Origin of the sequence: Castellaniella sp. GW247-6E4, from assembly GCF_040276065.1 — a bacterium.
In the GTDB taxonomy this organism is placed as follows: Bacteria; Pseudomonadota; Gammaproteobacteria; order Burkholderiales; family Burkholderiaceae_B; genus Castellaniella.
The window spans coordinates 92390-111230 of the sequence record NZ_JBELOI010000007.1; the positions used below are offsets into that span (position 1 = coordinate 92390).

General features: G+C 62.4%; 14 protein-coding genes. 12 read left to right on the top strand and 2 right to left on the bottom strand.

The genetic code is table 11. From position 1 onward, the window contains the following. Positions 1-86 precede the first annotated feature (86 nt). On the top strand, positions 87-2375 hold the full coding sequence (locus ABS761_RS10250) for a TonB-dependent siderophore receptor (protein WP_350408214.1): 2289 nt from the start codon (positions 87-89) through the stop codon (positions 2373-2375). Here ABS761_RS10250 and ABS761_RS10255 read toward each other — a convergent pair. Then, positions 2324-3055: a hypothetical protein gene (locus tag ABS761_RS10255; RefSeq protein ID WP_350408215.1), complete on the bottom strand. Its 732-nt coding sequence runs from the start codon at positions 3053-3055 to the stop codon at positions 2324-2326. The two genes, ABS761_RS10250 and ABS761_RS10255, sit on opposite strands and share 52 nt — an antisense overlap. A 126-nt stretch (positions 3056-3181) precedes the next feature. Between ABS761_RS10255 and ABS761_RS10260 the strand changes: the two genes are divergently transcribed. From ABS761_RS10260 to ABS761_RS10275, 4 genes are all read left to right on the top strand, one after another. Next, positions 3182-5599, top strand: a complete 2418-nt coding sequence (locus ABS761_RS10260; protein ID WP_350408216.1) for a 3-hydroxyacyl-CoA dehydrogenase/enoyl-CoA hydratase family protein — start codon at positions 3182-3184, stop codon at positions 5597-5599. A gap of 16 nt (positions 5600-5615) precedes the next feature. After that, positions 5616-6812 (top strand): acetyl-CoA C-acyltransferase, encoded by a 1197-nt coding sequence (locus ABS761_RS10265; protein WP_350408217.1) that lies wholly within the window; start codon positions 5616-5618, stop codon positions 6810-6812. Between the two features lie 9 nt (positions 6813-6821). After that, the gene (gene pgi, locus ABS761_RS10270; protein WP_350408218.1) at positions 6822-8438 is read left to right on the top strand and encodes a glucose-6-phosphate isomerase; all 1617 of its coding nucleotides are present in this window, start codon (positions 6822-6824) and stop codon (positions 8436-8438) included. Positions 8439-8673: 235 nt separating this feature from the next. Further along, a complete protein-coding gene (locus tag ABS761_RS10275) occupies positions 8674-10158 on the top strand; it encodes a nucleobase:cation symporter-2 family protein (protein WP_350408219.1) in 1485 nt (494 codons plus the stop codon). Positions 10159-10224: 66 nt separating this feature from the next. On the opposite strand, the gene ABS761_RS10280 is transcribed toward ABS761_RS10275, so the two are convergent. Beyond that, complete coding sequence (locus tag ABS761_RS10280; RefSeq protein WP_350408220.1) at positions 10225-11118, bottom strand: LysR substrate-binding domain-containing protein; 894 nt, start codon at positions 11116-11118, stop codon at positions 10225-10227. A 184-nt stretch (positions 11119-11302) separates the two neighbouring features. Between ABS761_RS10280 and ABS761_RS10285 the strand changes: the two genes are divergently transcribed. From ABS761_RS10285 to ABS761_RS10315, 7 genes are all read left to right on the top strand, one after another. Beyond that, positions 11303-12562, top strand: a complete 1260-nt coding sequence (locus tag ABS761_RS10285) for a ribulose-bisphosphate carboxylase large subunit family protein (protein WP_350408221.1) — start codon at positions 11303-11305, stop codon at positions 12560-12562. Further along, positions 12559-13923: a four-carbon acid sugar kinase family protein gene (locus tag ABS761_RS10290; protein WP_350408222.1), complete on the top strand. Its 1365-nt coding sequence runs from the start codon at positions 12559-12561 to the stop codon at positions 13921-13923. Before ABS761_RS10285 ends, ABS761_RS10290 begins: the two co-directional genes overlap by 4 nt. Before the next feature lie 29 nt (positions 13924-13952). Continuing rightward, positions 13953-14744, top strand: a complete 792-nt coding sequence (locus ABS761_RS10295) for an SDR family NAD(P)-dependent oxidoreductase (RefSeq protein WP_350408223.1) — start codon at positions 13953-13955, stop codon at positions 14742-14744. Between the two features lie 127 nt (positions 14745-14871). Then, a complete protein-coding gene (locus ABS761_RS10300; protein WP_350408224.1) occupies positions 14872-15897 on the top strand; it encodes a TRAP transporter substrate-binding protein in 1026 nt (341 codons plus the stop codon). Between the two features lie 127 nt (positions 15898-16024). Further along, the gene (locus ABS761_RS10305; protein ID WP_350408225.1) at positions 16025-16882 is read left to right on the top strand and encodes an alpha/beta fold hydrolase; all 858 of its coding nucleotides are present in this window, start codon (positions 16025-16027) and stop codon (positions 16880-16882) included. Positions 16883-16941: 59 nt separating this feature from the next. Then, complete coding sequence (locus tag ABS761_RS10310) at positions 16942-17421, top strand: TRAP transporter small permease (RefSeq protein WP_350408226.1); 480 nt, start codon at positions 16942-16944, stop codon at positions 17419-17421. 57 nt (positions 17422-17478) lie between these two features. Then, on the top strand, positions 17479-18837 hold the full coding sequence (locus ABS761_RS10315) for a TRAP transporter large permease (protein WP_350408227.1): 1359 nt from the start codon (positions 17479-17481) through the stop codon (positions 18835-18837). The last annotated feature ends 4 nt before the right edge of the window (positions 18838-18841 follow it).

Consider the following 18841-nt stretch of genomic DNA (forward strand, 5'->3'; position numbering starts at 1 on the left):
TATCAATTTGATTGTGATAATCATTATCGTTTATATTTTCGAGGATTCATATCGACCCATCGCCACTCGCATCGCAAGGAACCCGCATGATCGCCCTCAAGCCCAAGGGCCACGCCCTGCCGTCCGTCGGTCTTCTCGTCGTCCTGGGCCTCGCCGCCGCCCCCGTCGGCGCCCAATCGCAGTCCGCCGGCGACGTGGCCCAGCTGGACCGCGTGGTCGTCAAGGCCGAGCAGGAACTCAAGCAGACTCCGGGCGCTTCGACCATCACGGCGGCCGACATCGAGAAGGCGCCGCCCGCCAACGACGTGGCGGAAATCATCCGCACCATGCCCGGCGTGAACCTCACCGGCAATTCCTCCAGCGGCCAGCGCGGCAACAACCGCCAGATCGATATCCGCGGCATGGGACCGGAAAACACCCTGATCCTGATCGACGGCAAGCCCGTGTCCGCGCGCGGGTCGGTGCGCTTCGGTTGGCGCGGCGAACGCGATACGCGCGGCGACACGAACTGGGTACCGCCTGAAATGATTGAGCGCATCGAGGTCCTGCGTGGTCCCGCCGCCGCGCGCTACGGCAACGGCGCGGCCGGCGGCGTGGTCAATATCATCACCAAGCCCGCCGCCGATACCCTCACCGGATCGGTCTCGACCTACATCAATGCGCCGCATCACAGCGACGAGGGCTCCACCGCGCGCACGACCTTCAGCCTGGCCGGCCCGCTGTCGGACAGCCTGGACTTCCGCCTGTACGGCAGTGCGGCGAACTTCCAGGGCGACGCCTACGACATCAACCAGGACCACGCCTCGGCGCGCGGCGGCGCCAACAAGGACACGTTCCCCGCCGGCCGCGAGGGATTCAAGAACCGCGACATCGGTGGCGTGCTCAGCTGGACGCCCGCCGCCGGCCACACGATCGACTTCGGCGCGAGCTATGGCCGAGAGGGCAACATCTATGTCGGCGACACGCAGAATACGAACAGCAATGCCATCGTCAAGTCTCAGGTGGGCAACGAAACCAACCGGGCCTATCGGCAGGCCTACTCGATCACGCATACCGGCGACTGGAACGCCGATACGCACACCCTCAGTTACCTGCATTACGAGCAGACCCGCAACACCCGCCTGATGGAGGGGCTGGCGGGGGGCACGGAGGGTCTCTTCAACGATCCGCTGGCGGCCGGTCTCGGCGGGTACGGGGACATCGACCTGCGCACCCTGACGGCGCATACCGAGTTGAGCCGGCGCCTGAACTGGGGCGGCGTGGACCAGATGGGGACTTTCGGCCTCGAATGGGTGCGCCAGGACCTGGAGGACAACGCCTCGGACCTGGCCTCGCGCAATACGCCGAACGCCAAGATGCCGAAAGTGCCCTTCGCCTACACGCCCAAGGTCCACGCCAACATCTATTCGCTGTTCGCGGAGGACAACCTGTACATCGGTGAGCATTGGACCGTCACGCCGGGCCTGCGTTTCGATCGCCACACCCAGCAAGGCAACAACTGGAGCCCTTCCCTGAACCTGTCCTACCTCGTCGATGAGCGGTGGACGATCAAGGCCGGCATCGCACGCGCCTACAAGGCGCCCAACCTGTACCAGAGCAACGCCGGCTATGCGCTCTATAGCGCCGGCAACGGCTGCTGGGGCAATGCGTCCGGCGGCACCACCGGTTGCTTCCTGGTGGGGAACCCGGACCTGAAGGCCGAAACTAGCCTCAACAAGGAATTGGGCGTGGAGTACCGCAGCACCGAGGGCCTGGGCGCCAGCCTGACCTACTTCCACAACGACTACCGGAACAAGATCGAGGCCGGACGCACGCCCGTCGGCCGCTTCGTGAACAGCATCGGCCTGCCGACCAATGTCTTTCAATGGGAAAACATCCCGCGCGCCGTCGTCCAGGGCCTGGAAGGCAACCTGACCTGGCCGTTTGCGCAGGACTGGCTGTGGTCGACGAATGTCACCTACATGATCGAGTCCGAGAACAAGGACACCGGCGAACACCTGTCGACCATTCCCGAATACACGATCAACAGCACCCTGGACTGGTCCGTGACCCCGGCCTGGTCCCTGCGCGCCAAGGCAACGGTCTATGGCGAACAGGAAGGGCCCAAGTATGACTACTATGGTAATCCCCTGACCGGCAGCGCCACGGACAAGGTCCCGCCCTACGCCGTCTTTGGGCTCAGCACCCGGTACCAGGTCAGCAAACACCTGCGGGTGACGATGGGCGTGGACAATGTGTTCGACAAGCGCCTGTTTCGCGCGGGCAACGCCATCGGCGTCAATATGGAAACCCCCAACTACATCAGCGGGGCCGGCGCCTACACCTACAACCAGCCCGGCCGCACGTTTTTCCTCGAGGCCACGACCTCGTTCTGAGGCGCGTGCCGCGGCCGTCCGCGCGGGGCCGGCGCCACCCGCCGCGACGCCAGGCGCCCCAGGTGGGCGAGGAATATCCGCTCGCCCAGGGCCCACTGGCCCAGGATCGCGGCCTCGATCTGGGCGCCCTGGCCGGCGTCGGCACCCGCCTCGAGGCGCTGGCGGTAGCCAGCCTGCCGGGAAAACGGCGTGTTGCCCTCATTCCAGTAATCTGCGTGATCGACCAGCATGGGATCGGCGCGCAGACCGATGTGCCCCGCCGCGGACGACCAAGGCCAGTGCGCCGGTGTATCCACGTAGCCCAGCGCCGCCGGCAGTGATTCCAGCCAGACCATCGCCGGCAGCACCCAGCGGCCCGGCTCGAGCAGGGCGTTGTGATAGCGGCCCTGGTAGGCCCGCCCGCGCTGCAGGCTCGCGCCCATGCGCCGGCCCAGGCCCTGGATCACGCGCGACAGGCCCTGCGCGTCGGCGGGGGTGCCCAACAGGCACAGGCGATCGGGGGTGATCACCCAGGCATGCAGCGCGAGCCCGTGCTGTGCGACCTCGCGGCCCAGCCAATCCCGCAGGCGCTCCATGTCGACCGCCGGGGCGGGTTCGGATGCTTGCGCGAATGCCCGCGCAAAGCAGGCTTGCGCCAACTGAGGGATGCGGGGGGCGTAGAGGCGAGGGAGTCGGGCCATGTGACGGTCGGTGTCCCGCGTTAGGATGCGTCGACAGGGGAACGGCCCTATTATAGAAAGGATGGCGCGCTCCGCCGCGCGGCCCGCACGCGTCGCGGGTCAATTTTTGGCAAGGACACGACACACATGCATACCAGCCAACCAGTTTCTCCCTCCATTCGCCGGGTCGCGGTCTGCGGCGCCGGGGTCATGGGCGCACAGATCGCCGCGCACTGCGTCAACGCGGGCGTGCCGGTCATCCTCTACGATCTCGCCGCGCCGGACGGCGACAAGAACGCCGGCGTGCGGCGCGCCATCGAGCACCTGCGAAAGCTCAGCCCCGCGCCCCTGGCGCGCGACGATCTCGCCGACCTGATCCAGGCGGCAAACTACGATGACGGGCTGGGGCTGCTGGCGGACTGCGACCTGGTGATCGAGGCGATCGCCGAGCGCCTCGACTGGAAGCGCGACCTCTACCACAAGCTCGCCCCCGCGCTGAATCCGCGCGCCATCATCGCCAGCAATACCTCGGGGCTGTCCATCGCCTCGCTCTCCGAGGCCCTGCCCGAGGCTGTGCGCCATCGCTTCTGCGGGGTGCATTTCTTCAACCCGCCGCGCTACATGACGCTGGTCGAGTTGATTCCCACGGCCGCGACCGAGCCCGCGCTGCTCGACATCCTGGAAACGTTCCTGGTGTCGCGGCTGGGCAAGGGGGTGGTGCGCGCCAAGGATACGCCGAACTTCATCGGCAACCGCATCGGCGTGTTCGGCATTCTCTCGGTCTTTCATCACACCCGGGCCTTTGGCCTGCCCTACGAGCTCGTCGACGAGCTCACCGGCACCCGCCTGGGACGCGCCAAGTCCGGCACCTTTCGGACCGCCGACGTGGTTGGCCTCGATACGCTGGCGCACGTCGTCGGCACCATGCGCGACCAGTTGCCCGACGATCCCTTCAGCCCGCATTTCCAGGTGCCGCCCGAGGTGGACGCGCTGATTGCAAAGGGCGCCCTGGGGCAGAAATCCGGGGCCGGCTTCTTTCGCAAAGAAGGCAAGGTGATCCTGCGCCTGGACCCGGCCAAGGGCGAGTACGTGCCCACGGGTGCAGCGCTCGACGACGCGGTCAAGGACATCCTCGGCGAGCGGGACGCGGCCCGGCGCCTGCGCGCCCTGCACGATTCCGAGCACCCGCAGGCCCAGTTCGTCTGGGCCGTCCTGCGCGACATTTTCCACTACAGCGCCACGCGCCTGGCGGAAATCGCCGACAATGCGCGTGAGCTCGACGAGGCGATGAAATGGGGCTTTGGCCACCGGCAGGGGCCTTTCGAGATCTGGCAGGCCGCCGGCTGGCGCCAGATTGCCGACTGGATCAGCCAGGACATCGCCGCGGGTCGCACCCTGTCGTCCGAACCGCTGCCCGCCTGGGCCATCCGCGGCCCCGTGTGGGAGCACCAGGCCGTCCATACGCCCGAGGGTTCGTTCAGTCCGGCGGCCGGCGTCTACCGGCCGCGCAGCGCACTGCCGGTGTACCAGCGCCAGATCGGTGCCCCACGCCTCGTGGGTGAAGGGCCCGGCCCGGCGCCGCACATCGTGCACGAGGACGATGCGGTGCGCTGCTGGACTTTGCCCGATCCCCATCCGCGCGATGTGCTCATCGTTTCGTTCAAGACTCGCATGCACACCCTCGCCCCGGATGTCGTGCGCGGCGTGGTGCGCGCGATCGCCCGGGCCGAGTCGGACTACAAGGCCCTGGTCATCGGCCAGCTCGAGGATCCGTTCTCGGCGGGCGCCGACCTCAAGGCCCTGATGCCCGCTTTCATGGCGGGCGGCGTCAAGGCCATCGAGCCCCTCCAGCGGGAAATGCAGGAAATGTCCATGCGCCTGCGCCACGCCCGCGTTCCGGTCGTGGCCGCCATGGCGGGGATGGCCCTGGGCGGCGGCTGCGAGCTGGCGGTGCATTGCGCGCGCCGCGTGGCCCATATCGAAACCTATATCGGGCTGGTCGAGGCGGGCCTGGGCCTGGTGCCGGGAGCGGGCGGTCTCACTCATGGCGCGCGCCGCGCCGCCGAACGCCAGGCGGGGTGCGCGCCCGACGCGCCCCTGCAGGCGATGCTCAAGCCCTTTCTCATGGCCGCCGCCACCGCGCAGGTCTCCAAGTCCGCCCTGGATGCGCGCCGGATTGGTTACCTGCGCGAATCCGATCCCATCGTCATGAACCGCCGCGAGCTGCTGTACGTCGCCGTGCGCGAGGCCGCCAATCTCGCCGATCAGGGCTGGCACGCGCCGCTGCCGGCGCGCTTTGCGGTGGCCGGGCGCGATGCCTTCGCCACCTTCAAGGCACAATTGGTCAATATGCATGTGGGCGGCTTCATCTCGGACCACGACTTCCACGTGGCCGAGCGGATCGCCTACGCCATGTGCGGCGGCGACCTCGATCCCGGCTCGCTGGTCGACGAGGCCTGGATGCTGGGCCTCGAGCGCGAGGCCTTCCTCGGGCTGCTCGCCAGCCCCAAGACCCAAGAGCGCATTGCCGGTCTGCTGCAGACCGGCAAGCCGACCCGCAATTGAGATCCAAGGAGATCCGATGAGTGCATTGCAACAAGCCTATATCGCCGCGGCGACGCGCGCACCGATCGGCAAGGCGCCGCGCGGCATGTATTCCCATACCCGGCCCGACGATCTGCTGGCCAAGGCCATCCGCGGGGTTATGGCGCAGGCGCCGGGCCTGGATCCGGCCGCGGTCGAGGACGCCATCATCGGCTGCGCCATCCCCGAGGGTCCCCAAGGCCTGAACGTCGCGCGCATCGGCGCGCTGCTCTCGGGCCTGCCCAGCAGCGTGGCCGGCGTGACGGTGAACCGCTTCTGCGCTTCGGGGCTGACGGCGATCGCGATGGCCGCCGATCGCATCCGCGTAGGCGAGGCCGACGTCATCCTCGCCGGCGGCGTGGAATCCATGAGCCTCGTGCCCACCCTGGGCGTGGGCACCTCCTTCAGCCCGGACATCTACCTCAAGGAGGACAACATCGGGATCGCCTACGGCATGGGCGCCACGGCCGAGCAGGTCGCCATGCGCTGGCGAATCTCGCGCGAGGATCAGGACGCTTTCGCCCTGCGCTCGCACCAGCGCGCGCTGGCGGCCCAGCAATCCGGCGAGTTCGCCGACGAGATGTTGCCGATCGAGATCGTGCGCCGTACCCCCGACTTGTCCACCGGCGATGTGCGCGAGGATCGCCACACCGCGACCCTGGACGAGGGTCCGCGCCCGGACACCAGCCTCGAGGCCCTGGCCCGCCTGCGGCCCGTGTTCGCCGCACGCGGCAGTGTCACCGCCGGCAACAGCTCGCAGACCTCGGACGGCGCCGGCGCGTTGCTGGTCGTGTCCGAACGCGCCCTCAAGACCCATCAGCTCACCCCGCTTGCGCGCTTCGTGTGCTTTGCCGTCAAGGGCGTGCCGCCCGAGATCATGGGCATCGGCCCCAAAGAGGCCATCCCGGCCGCCTTGCGGCTCGCCGGGCTCACGCTGGACCAGATGGGCTGGATTGAATTGAACGAGGCATTTGCGGCACAGTCCCTGGCCGTCATCCGCGACCTGGGCCTCGACGAGGCGGTCGTCAACCCCATGGGCGGCGCCATCGCGCTGGGTCATCCACTGGGCGCCACCGGCGCGATCCGTTCGGCCACCACCATCCATGCCATGCGCCGCCACGGCTTGCGATACGGCATGGTCACCATGTGTGTCGGCACCGGCATGGGCGCCGCCGGGATCTTCGAGCGCTGCTGAGTCCGCACCATGACATCCATGCCCGATGTTCCCGCCCTTGCCGCCGACCGGGCGCCGCCCTTGACCGATTTGCCTGAATGGGCGCATTTCGCCGCGGCCGCGCGGGCCTGCACGCTGCAGGCCAACGGCGTCCCCGACCTGATCGAGGCGCCCGGCGTGACCGTGGATTTCAGCGGTCAGCGCCATTCGGATGCCTTGGGACAGGCCGGCCGCGCGCTTCTCGAGGCCCGCGGTTTTGACGTTCAGCGTGCGCGCCTACTGGCGGGCGAGGCCGTCAACATCACCGAGGCGCGGCCCGCCTGGCACACCGCGCTGCGGGCGCCGGACGCCCCGCCCGAGGTCCTCGCCGAGCGCGCCCGCATGGACGCCTGGGTGCGCAGCGCGGATGCCGAGCGGCGCTGGAGCAACCTCGTGCACATCGGCATCGGCGGTAGCGACTGGGGCGTGCGCCTGGCCGTCTCAGCTTTCGGCTATACCGGTCTGTGGCGCCAGGTGCGCTTCGTGGCCAACATCGATGGTCATGCGATCGAGGGCGGGCTGGCCGGCCTCGATCCCCGCGACACGCTGATCGTACTGGCCTCTAAATCCTTCACCACCGCCGAGACCCTGCAAAATGGCGAGCGGGCGCGCGAATGGCTGGCGGCCGCCGGTGTCGATCCCCGGGCGAACTTCGCCGCCATCACCGCCTACCCAGAGCGCGCCGTCGCCTGGGGCGTGCCCGAGGGCAATATCTTTCGCCTGTGGGATTGGGTTGGCGGGCGGTTTTCCTTGTGGTCGGCGGTCAGCCTGACCACGGCGCTGGCGGTCAGCACCGACGTGCTGGCGGGCATGCGTGCGGGCGCCGCCGCCATGGACCAGCATTTCGCCGAGGCGCCGGTCGGCGCCAACGCGCCGGTGCGCATGGCGTTGGCGGGCGTCGTCAACCGCAGCGTGCTGGGGCACGGATCGCTGAACATCGCCCCGTACGATTCACGCCTGGCGCAGCTCGTCCCCTACATCCAGCAGCTCGACATGGAGTCTCTGGGCAAATCCGTGGACCTCGACGGCCGCCCGGTCGGCGTACCCACCGGGCCGGCCGTCTGGGGCATGCCGGGCACCGATGCCCAGCACACCTTTTTCCAGTGGCTGCACCAGGGCAGCGACGGTGCGCCGGTGGACTTCATCCTGTGCCGCACGGCCGACCATCACTGGCCGGCGCATCACCGCGCCCTGCTGGCCAATTGCCTGGCCCAGCGCGAGGCCCTGATGCGCGGCAAGACTTTCGAACAGGCGCGCGCCGAGTGCCTCCGCGAGGGCCTGGATCCGGTGCGCGCCGATTGGTTGGCGCGCCACCGCATGCATCCGGGCGGGCGGTCCAACCATCTCATCGTGCTGCCGCGCTTGTCGCCCTACACCCTGGGTGCGCTGCTGGCGCTCTACGAGCACCGGGTCTTCGTCCAGGGGGTGATCTGGGGCATCGATCCCTTTGACCAATGGGGCGTGGAGTACGGCAAAATCCTCGCACGTGGAATCGTCGAGGCGCTTTCCCCAGAGACACCGCCGGGCCCGGACGGAGGCGCCGCGCGGGACCGGGGCGCCGGGCACGACGCTTCGACGCGCCACTGGATCGAGCAGCTCAAGGGATAAGCATCGTTCGTCCAGCGCATAGGGACTTACCCGGCCCGGCTTGCCGGGCCGCCGGTTTTTCCTCAGAAATACCAGGGTAATCCCTGGATTATGCGAGGTGGCGCAAGCGCCCTATATCGCTTGCCTTATGGTCGCACGCCGGTCGCTCCGGTAGAGTCTTCAAGACGGTCGGGCCCCGCGGGCCCCGCGAGTCTCGCCGGCCGTCCCCACAACCAATAGACCATTGGAGACAAGCATGAGCAATCCCACTGCTCCGGTCGACGAGATCCTGCCATTCGGCAAGTTGACCGCGCTGGGCCTGCAGCACGTGCTGGTGATGTACGCGGGCGCGGTGGCCGTGCCGCTGATCATCGGCCGCGCCTTGAGCCTGGATTCCCACGAGGTGTCCCTGCTGATCGCCGCCGACCTGTTCGCCTGCGGCATCGTCACCATCATCCAGTCCCTGGGCGCCACCCAGTGGTTCGGGATCAAGCTTCCGGTGATGATGGGCGTGAGCTTCGCACCGGTCGGACCCATGATCCACATCGCCAGCAGCAATCCTGGGCACGAGGGAGCCCAGTTGTTGTTCGGAACCATTATCGCGGCGGGGATCGTCACCATCATCATCGCGCCATGGATCAGCCGCCTGCTGCGGTTCTTTCCGCCTGTGGTGACCGGCACCATCATCGCCATCATCGGCATCACGCTGATGCGGGTGGGCATCAACTGGATCTTTGGCAACCCCTTCGGCCCCACCGCGCCCAACGTGATCAATCCGGAGTACTCCACCTGGCTGCAGCAGGCACAGGCCGCCGCGGGCGCGCCGGGCTCGGCCATCCCGGCGGTGCCCAAGGGCCTGTCGATCCTGCCGACCATGCCCAACCCGCGGTACGCCGACCTGACGGGGGTGGGCATCGCCGCGATCGTGCTGCTGTCCATCCTGGTGATCGCCAAGTTCAGCAAGGGATTCCTCGGCAACATCGCGGTGCTGCTCGGCATTGTCGTCGGCGCCGTCATCACCTCCGCCATGGGCATCATGACTTACGAGAAAGTCGCCAAGGCGCCCTGGGTCGACATCGTCCTGCCCTTTCATTTCGGCATGCCCCGGTTCGATGTCTTCATGATCATCACCATGGTCCTGGTGATGATCGTCATCCTCATCGAGTCGACCGGCATGTTCCTCGCCCTGTCCGACATGACCGGCAAAAAGATCACCCAAAAGGACCTGGCGCGCGGTCTGCGCACCGATGGCCTGGGCACCCTGGTGGGCGGGATCTTCAACACTTTCCCGTATTCCAGTTTTTCCCAGAACGTCGGCCTGGTCGCCGTCACCGGCGTGCGCAGCCGCTACGTTTGCGTCATGGGCGGCGTGATCCTGGTCATCCTCGGGTTGCTGCCCAAACTCGCGGCGCTGGTCGAATCATTGCCCACCGTCGTCCTGGGCGGCGCCGGCTTGGTCATGTTCGGCATGGTCACGGCCACCGGCATCCGCATCCTCGGCGGCGTGGACTTCAGGGCCAACCGCCACAACGCCGTCATCGTTGCGATCTCGATCGGCGTCGGGATGATTCCGGTGGTCGCGCCGAACTTCCGTCAGTGGATGCCGCATGCGATTCACCCGCTGATCGAATCCGGCATCCTGTTGACCTCGTTGTCGGCCGTCCTGCTGAACGTGTTCTTCAACGGCGCGCCGCATGACACCGACGCCGCCGTCGAGGCGGCCAAGCACGCCGAGGCTTGAGCAAGGCCTGTTCAGTCCATCGCAGTCGATCGCAGGTAGTAGCCGCCTCGAGTCATCGTGCGCGTTTCACTCCATGCGCTCGCGGATCCAGTTGGCCAGCTTGCGCACATCCGTGCGCAAGCGCTCGTGTGGTGCGATCCATAGATTAAGCGTATAGGGGCTCACGATGAAGCCGAATGGCGCCACGAGTCGGCCCGATTCGAGCTCCTCTTTCACCAAATAATGTGGCACGAGAGCAATGCCCAGTCGGGACACAGCCGCCTCGATCGCCAGATAGAAGTGCTCGTAGCGTTCGGTCGAGGTCAACTCGATATCCTCGCAGTTCATCAGCGCTAACCATTCTTTCCAGGCGTAGGGCCGCGTGGCCGATTCCAGAATGCGTGCACGCGCGAGCGAAGCAGTGGACGAGATGCCAGTGCGTGCTAGATAGTCTGGATGGCAGACGGGGCCGATCTGCTCGTGCAGCAATGGCTCGATGATCGCGTCGCGCGGCGGCTGGTTCATGCTGGCGCGGATCGCCAGGCTGATCTGGTCTCGGATGAAGTTGACTTCCCCATGGTTCATGTCGAGTTGGATCTCTACGCTTGGGTTGGCGCGTTTGAATTCGCTCAAACGCGGGATGAGCCATTTCATCATCATGGTCGCGGAGCATGACAGGGTGAGCGGTCCCGGCGCCAGCTGCGCCACCGCCTCGCGCATCAGGCGAAACGCCTCAGTCAGTTGCTTGGCGAGAGCTCCTCCCTCTGGCGTGGGCGTTACGGCTCGAGGTAAGCGCACCAGTAGAGGGACACCGAATTGTTCTTCCAGCAGGCGGATGTGCCGGCTGATTGCTCCATGCGTGACAAATAACTCTTTGGCTGCTGCTGTCATGGAGCCAAGGCGGACGGACGCCTCGAAAGCGCGCAAAGAGGTTAAGCGTAGATGTTGTTTAGGATCGTCGGTGCGAATCTCTGGATCCATCAGGAAAACTCACATATAAGCGCAGAAAAATCAAATGACAGCCTCAGGGAGTGTAGATAGGATTGAGTCAATTTACAAACAACGTTGTTTAAATTGTTTTGAAAAATTCGCACTTTTCTCACAAGTCGCATCAGTCGTCGATCTCTCGTTGGTTGCTTGATGCCGCTCCGAACTTGGAAGCACAATGTCACAGCACCGTATAGAGGCGGACTATCTCGTCGAGACGTCGGACGATCCCGAACGTACGGTGGCCACCATTGCCGGCGAACAATCCAGCGGTACATTCGTTCGGGTCCCGGGGGAAACCCCTAAACTGCTCGAGCGCGCCGCGGCGCGGGTGGTGAAGTTCGAGGTCGTCGACCGCTTCATCGGCCAGCGAGCGCTGCCTACGGCGCACCCGACGCCGGACAACGAACACCTCACGCGCGCCAAGTTCACGCTCTCATGGCCGCTGGCCACGCTGGGCCCTTCATTGCCCAACCTGATGGCCACAGTCGCTGGCAACCTCTTCGAGCTTCGCCAAGTCAGCGGTTTGCGCTTGCTGGACATCCGTTTGCCTGAGCCATTCGCTGTGGCGTATTCGGGACCGAGGTTTGGGACCGAAGGCACACGGCGTCTGGCTGGCGTGCGAGGTCGTCCCCTGATTGGCACCATCATCAAGCCCAGTGTCGGTTTTTCCGCGCAGGATACGGCGGCCCTGGTGTCCAAGCTATGCGCTGCTGGCATTGACTTCATCAAGGATGACGAACTGCAGTCCGATGGGCCCAACTGCCCATTCGATGACCGTGTGGCCGCGGTAATGCGTGAGGTGAATGCCTGCGCCGACCGCACCGGCAAGAAGACCATGTATGCCTTCAATCTTACGGGCGATGTCGAGGAGATGAAGCGACGCCACGAGGTCCTGCTCAAGCATGGCGCGACCTGTTTGATGGCGAGCATCAACTCCGTGGGCCTGGCGGGCATGATTGAGCTGGCAAAGTTCTCGCAGTTGCCCATCCATGCGCATCGCAACGGCTGGGGCTACCTGTCGCGTCATCCGCTGCTGGGCTGGTCGTTTGCCGCCTGGAGCAAGATCTGGCGCCTGGCTGGAGCGGATCATATGCACGTCAACGGCCTAGCCAACAAGTTCTCGGAGCCCGACGACAGCGTGATCGAATCGGCTCGCTCATGCTTCGAACCCATGTTCGAGTCCAAGGCCTGCGCCGTGATGCCGGTGTTCTCCTCGGGCCAGTCGGTGACCCAGGTGCCAGACACCTATGCGGCCGTCAACACCACAGACCTGATCGTGACGGCGGGGGGCGGCATCCTCGCCCACCCGGGCGGGCCGGAGGCTGGCGTGAGAGCGCTACGCGAAGCGTGGGATGCCGCGCTGCAGGGGGTGCCACAAGCTGACTATGCGCGTACCCACCCTGCGCTGTCCATGGCGATGAGGGCCGCCGTATGAATTCGGGTCGCGTGCTCCCCGAGGGTCCTTTGATTGCGTTCTATGGCGACGACTTCACCGGCTCGTCGGCGGCCATGGAGGTACTGGCCTTCGCGGGTTTCGAGACGATCTTGTTCCTTGCCCCACCCTCGCCCGAGCGCCTGGCTCAATTCGCTCATTATCGTGGTATCGGTATTGCCAGTGTGGCGCGGTCACGGCCGCCCGAGTGGATGGACGAGCATCTGCCAACGGCCTTCGACCAACTGGCAAGCACCGGGGCGCCCATCATCCACTACAAGGTATGCTCGACTTTCGACTCCGCGCCCCATATCGGCAGCATCGGCCGCGCGGCTGAGATTGGTCAAAGACGTTTTCAAGGCTGGACTCCGCTTGTGGTTTCGGATCTGGGCATGGGCCGCTTTCAGGCATTTGGCAATCTGTTCGCACATGCCGATGGCATGGGCTACCGGCTTGACCGCCATCCCACCATGTCCGCCCACCCCACCACACCCATGCATGAAGCCGACCTGGGTCGGCACCTGGCCGCGCAGACTCGACTGCCCGTGGGGCTCGTGGATTTCGTCACAATGAAATGCGGTCGAGCCGACGCGTTGCTGGCACGGGAAATCGAGCGCGGCATGGCCATCGTATCGATGGACATGCTGGATGTGGAGACGCAGCGCGAGGTTGGGCGCCTGATATGGGAACGAGGCGGCACACAGCAGTTCGTGCTGGGTTCTCAAGGTGTCGAGCAGGCGTTGATCGCATACTGGCGCGCATCCGGGCTGGTCCCCGCCGCCATCGCCGGCGCGCAATGCTCACGAGTGGAACGCGTTGCGGCCGTATCGGGATCTGTGTCGCCGATCACGGCGGCACAGATCCGCCACGCAAGTTCGCAAGGCTTCGAGCCGATCATGCTGGATGCGCAATTGGCGGTCGACACGGACCTGCTGGCGGCAGAGGTACGGCGTGTGATCGATCTGGCCCGTCAGGCGCTCGAGCGGGGCCGCGACCCCCTGGTTTTCACGGCTGCAGGCCCTGACGATCCGCGTGTCGTGGTGTTTCGCGAGGCTGTCGGGGCCAGCGGTGTGGAAATCGCCACCGCAAACGACCGGCTCGGCGCGGCATTGGGCGACATCCTCAGCGCACTGGTGCGCCAGTGCAATCTGCGACGCGTCGTAATTTCTGGCGGCGACACGTCCGGCCACGCAACCTCCCGTCTGGGAATCGACGCGTTGACCGCCATCGCGCCGCTATCGCCGGGCGTGCCGTTGTGCCGCGCCCATTCGCTCGACCCCGCCATTGACGGCTTGGAGATCGCCCTCAAGGGCGGCCAGACTGGCGCTGTCGATTTTTTTGTAACTGTCAGGGACAGGCACTGACACGACTTACCACTGTGACAGGACACGCTATGAGACTGCAAGGAAAGATCGCACTTATCACCGGAGGGGCGCGTGGAATTGGTTTCGCCATCGCCTCGGCGCTCGGGCGCCAAGGCGCTAGCATCGTCATCGCCGACATCAACGCCCAAGGCGCCAATGACGCAGCGGCGAAGCTGCGCGAGACTGGTATCCAGGCTCAAGGCTTCATGGTCGACGTGTCCGACGCGCATTCAGTTGAAACGCTCCTCGAGGCGATCATCTCTCAATTCGGACAGCTCGACATTCTGATCAACAACGCTGGTATCGGCGGCAACACTACGTTCTTGGACATTACGCTGGAGACCTGGAACCGTACGATCGCGATCAACCTCACTGGCGCTTTTATCGTCGCCCAGGCCTGTGCGAGGCGCATGGTGGCGCAGGGCCATGGCGGGAAGATCATCAATATTGCATCGTTGTCGGGCCAACGAGGCGGCAACGGCCGTGGCGCCTACGGTGCGGCCAAGGCCGGTCTTGAACTGCTCACCAAGGTGATGGCCGTAGAGCTGGCGCCGCATGGAATCAACGTGAACAACATCGCGCCCGGTGCCATCGAAACCGAAATGGCCGCGACTGCACACGACGCCGCCACACGGACCGCCTACAACTACCTCATTCCGATGGTCCGCTACGGTACGCCCGATGAAATTGGCGATGCCGCGGTATTCCTGTGTTCGGACGAAGCCCGCTACGTGCAGGGCCACACGCTCAACGTCGATGGTGGCTTCCGTGCCGCGGGGCTGATGTTCGGCGACCGGAAAGCGCCGTCGAGCGGAGGGTGATCAACAAAATGGCCCTCGCTCTATCAAGGGTTCAATCATTGGAGGATTTTATCGATTTGCCCAGTTTAGATCTTCGATAGATCGTCCCTTGCTTCTATTTATAATCTCAATTTGGAGTTCCATTTCGATGAAAAAAGTTTTGATAAAGTGTCTTGCGTTGCTTATGGCGGCGTCGACCTCATTTGCTGTCCATGCAGAGCCTCAAAATTTGCGCTTGGCGTATGTCTTTTCGACTACGAGCACCCAACATGAAGCCGCCCAGCGATTTTCCCAATTGGTCGCGGAACGCACCAATAACAGGTTTGCCGTCACCCTCTTTCCCAATGGCCAGCTTGGCGGCGACGAGGCTATCGGCAGAGCGCTTTCCAACAATACTCTGGAGTTGAGCTTTCTGAGCCAAGGGTCGCTATCCGGCGTAGATTCACTGCTGGACATCTATGCCTTGCCGTATATTGCGCCCACATATCAAGCGGCCGATACGCTGATCCTCCGTCCTGATGGAGTTATCCAGACCACCTTACGCGATGCGCTGGGAAAGCATAACATCATTAGTCTGGCACCATTGGAAATTGGGTTTAGAGGGTTCTCCAACTCAAAACGCCCGGTCCATACACCCGAGGATATGCGTGGGATTAAAATCCGAGTGCCCGGCTTGGCCAACATACGCGCATTCTTTAATGCGTTGAAGGTCCAAAATACGGTCATCCCATACCCGGACCTGTTTAATGCATTGCAACAGGGAACAGTTGATGGGCAAGAGGGCGGCATCAATCTGTTTTACCCATCGAGGCTGTTTGAGGCTCAGAAATACTTCACGAGCCTCAATCATGTATACGATATAGCCACTATTGTTGCCGGTGGCCAGTTCTGGAATGGCCTTTCTTCCTCTGATCGTGAATTGTTTCAGGCTATAGCCGAAGAAGTGTCTAAAGGACAGATCCAAGCCAGCCGCCAGATGACTAATACATACATAACGAAGCTGGAGGAAGCTGGAATCTCCATGGTGACGCTTACGGCAGACGAGATGAAGCCGTTTCAATCCGCCGGCCAGAAAGTTTGGGAGCAACGGGCGGATGTTTACGGAAAAGAACGCATAGCGTCACTCCTCAAGGAAGTCGACGACGCTGGCGCACAATCGAGCAACAAAAAATAGTTATAGAAACTATCGAATCCGCCTGATTCATGCAACAACCTCCCTTGGTCTGTCCGGGGGAGGTTATTTACCAAAAAGAATATAGATGTGCCAGCGCCTTTGCGCGATAGTACCGGAGAAAATACAAATGGATTTATATGCATCCGAGCGTAAATATTGGCAAGGAGACGATGGGCAATACCTTGCGTACATAGATCGCGGTCAGGGCCCAACAATTCTTCTTCTGCATGGGTGGCCAGAAAGCTTGTACGCTTGGCGTCATGTCATACCGCGATTGAGCCAGGAATATCGCGTCATAGCGCCGGATTTGCCAGGGCTGGGTGATTCGGATCGCGCATTAGGCACGTACGCAAAAGCGGACATTGCCGCCCAGATCCGGCGGCTATTGTCATATTTAAAGATAGAGACGTGTGTCGTCGTCGGCCATGATTGGGGCGGTGTGGTGGCTTTTTGCTTGGCCGCGTCCTATCCAGAGATGGCCACGCATTTGGTCACCTTGGACATCACGATACCGGGGGATGGCCGTGCCGCTTATTCCGAACATGGTCGCAGGTGGCATCATGCACTGCACCAAATAAATGATCTCCCTGAGATTCTGATAGAAGGGAGAGAGAAAGAATATTATGGCTGGTTCTGGGATTATTACGGATACAAGGCTGGCGCCATCACCGAGCTTGACAAGCAAGAGTACCTGCGGACATATCGGAGGGCAGGCACGCTGAGGACCGGGCTTGCATACTACCGGAGTATTCCGGAGGACGCGCGGTGGGTACAGTTGCATTTGGAACAGCAAGGGCTGATTGCGACTCCCACATTGGCTCTTGGTGGGGCCAAGGCCTACGGACGAGGGGAAAGCGCCGTCGAGTCCTTGAGTATGGTCGCCAAAGACGTCATCGGATGCAGCGTCCCGGATGTGGGGCATTGGCTACCCGAGGAAGCGCCGGCTTTTGTTTGTGATGAAATTCTAAAATTTATAAAGAATTGACGGCTTGTCTCTTATTGAATTAAGTGATCAAGACAGGATGAGTTGGATGGAGGTTTGAAATGCGCGATATGGCAAACCGTATCAGCACCCGGCTGGCATTATGCGAAAAGGCTATTTGCATCGTAAGCCTCATTGTCATGCTGGGGGCTGTTTCATACAGCGTCATAGTGCGAAACCTTGGCCTGTTTCTTCCCGATGCTACAGAACTGGCGTTGGCGGCGATGGTCCCTTTGACGTTCGTTGGCTGCTCGTTGTTGGTCCATCTGGGCGAGCATATCGTGATCGACCTCCATCTTCTGATAAAAAATAAAAAATTCATCAAGCTCTTACGCAAGATTGCGACGATAGGCACGCTTTTTTTTGGTGTTTTATATATATATTATAGCTCCCTGCTATTGCGTGCCATGTGGCATTCTCAAGAGAGGTGGTTGAATCTTGGGATCTTAATTTATATACCTGCCATATTCTATTTTGTGGGCATGGTCGGTGTCGTGATACATAGTCTGGCATTGCTTATTAAACGGCCTGACCAAGCTTGAAGGGGCCGGGAGTAGAGGGTGCGGCGATCGAAATGAATATAAATAGACACGCTGTGGATGGGTGTGCCTGTCGTGCGGGGATGGCAGGACACCAAAACCAAAGGGAGCAATAATATGGGATCGTTAGTCATCGCGTTAGCGTTGCTTATGATCGGAATGCCCATCGGCCTGGCCTTTGCCTTGGTGATAATCCTGGGCAATGCGCATTGGGATTTGGCGGGTTATACGTTAGGCGAGTTGCCGTTTGATGTCATTATTTTATCACCGTTAATCGCTATCCCTTTGTTCATCCTGGTCGGTGAATTGATGAATCGGAGCGGGCTGACGCGTAGCATCGTTGAGCTAGCCAGTTTCACGTTGTATAGGCTGAAAGCGAAATTAGGGTACGTGCTGATCCTGGCGAGTGGTTTGATGGGGGCTATTACGGGATCGTCTGTTGCGACGGTTGCGGCCATGGGGGGGACGCTGGGCGCTGAAATGCGCAAGCGCAAGTATCCCGCCGAGTACGCAGCCGCCCTCAATGCGGCAACGGGTTTGCTGGGTGTGTTTATTCCACCGTCCATACCACTAATTTTATATGGATCGATTGTAGAGGTTTCTATTAAGAAGCTTTTTCTGGCGTCGATGTTGCCAGGGCTACTGTGCCTGATCGGTTTTGCATGTGTGCATATGTGGCGATCAAAAAGACTGCCGACAGAGAGCATGGATGCGGAACCCGCAAAGCAGGGCATGGGGTCTTCGAACCAACAGTCTTTGGTTGGAGGGGTGAAAAAATGGAAAATAATGCGAGATCTTCCTGCATTGGCACTTCCAGTCTTGGTGTTGGGTAGCATTTATGGCGGGATAGCGACACCCACGGAGGCTGCGGGGGTCGCCGCTCTGTACGCGCTCTTGATCACTTTTATGAGAGTGGAAACGCCCATCAAACAAAGCATCCAAGGTTTGAATGGCGCGGTGATGGTGGGTGCCGCAATTTTAACCATAATAGCGTTTACGAGCATTCTGAACCGGGCGTTGGTATTAGAGCAATGGCCGCAGGCGATCGCAGCCGGCACGGTAGCGCTTACAGATAATCCGTTGGTATTCCTGCTGATAGTAAATGCGATATTGCTGTTGATTGGAATGTTTATGGAAACCAATGCCGCCACCATGTTGATGGGGCCGCTGCTTGCGCCAGCGGCACATGCTTACGGGATTGATCCCGTGCAGTTTGGGGTTTTGTTGGTCATGAATATAGAGATAGGGCTGATCACGCCGCCGCTGGCAGTTAATATATATGTGGCACAGAAAATCAATTCGGCGAACTTGTTACCAATGCTAAAGGAACTCATACCGTTTTTCTGTGTGACCTCTATGGTGTTGATCGCAGTGACATTTTTTGACCCTCTCACGACGTGGTATCGCTACCTTGACTAGCGTC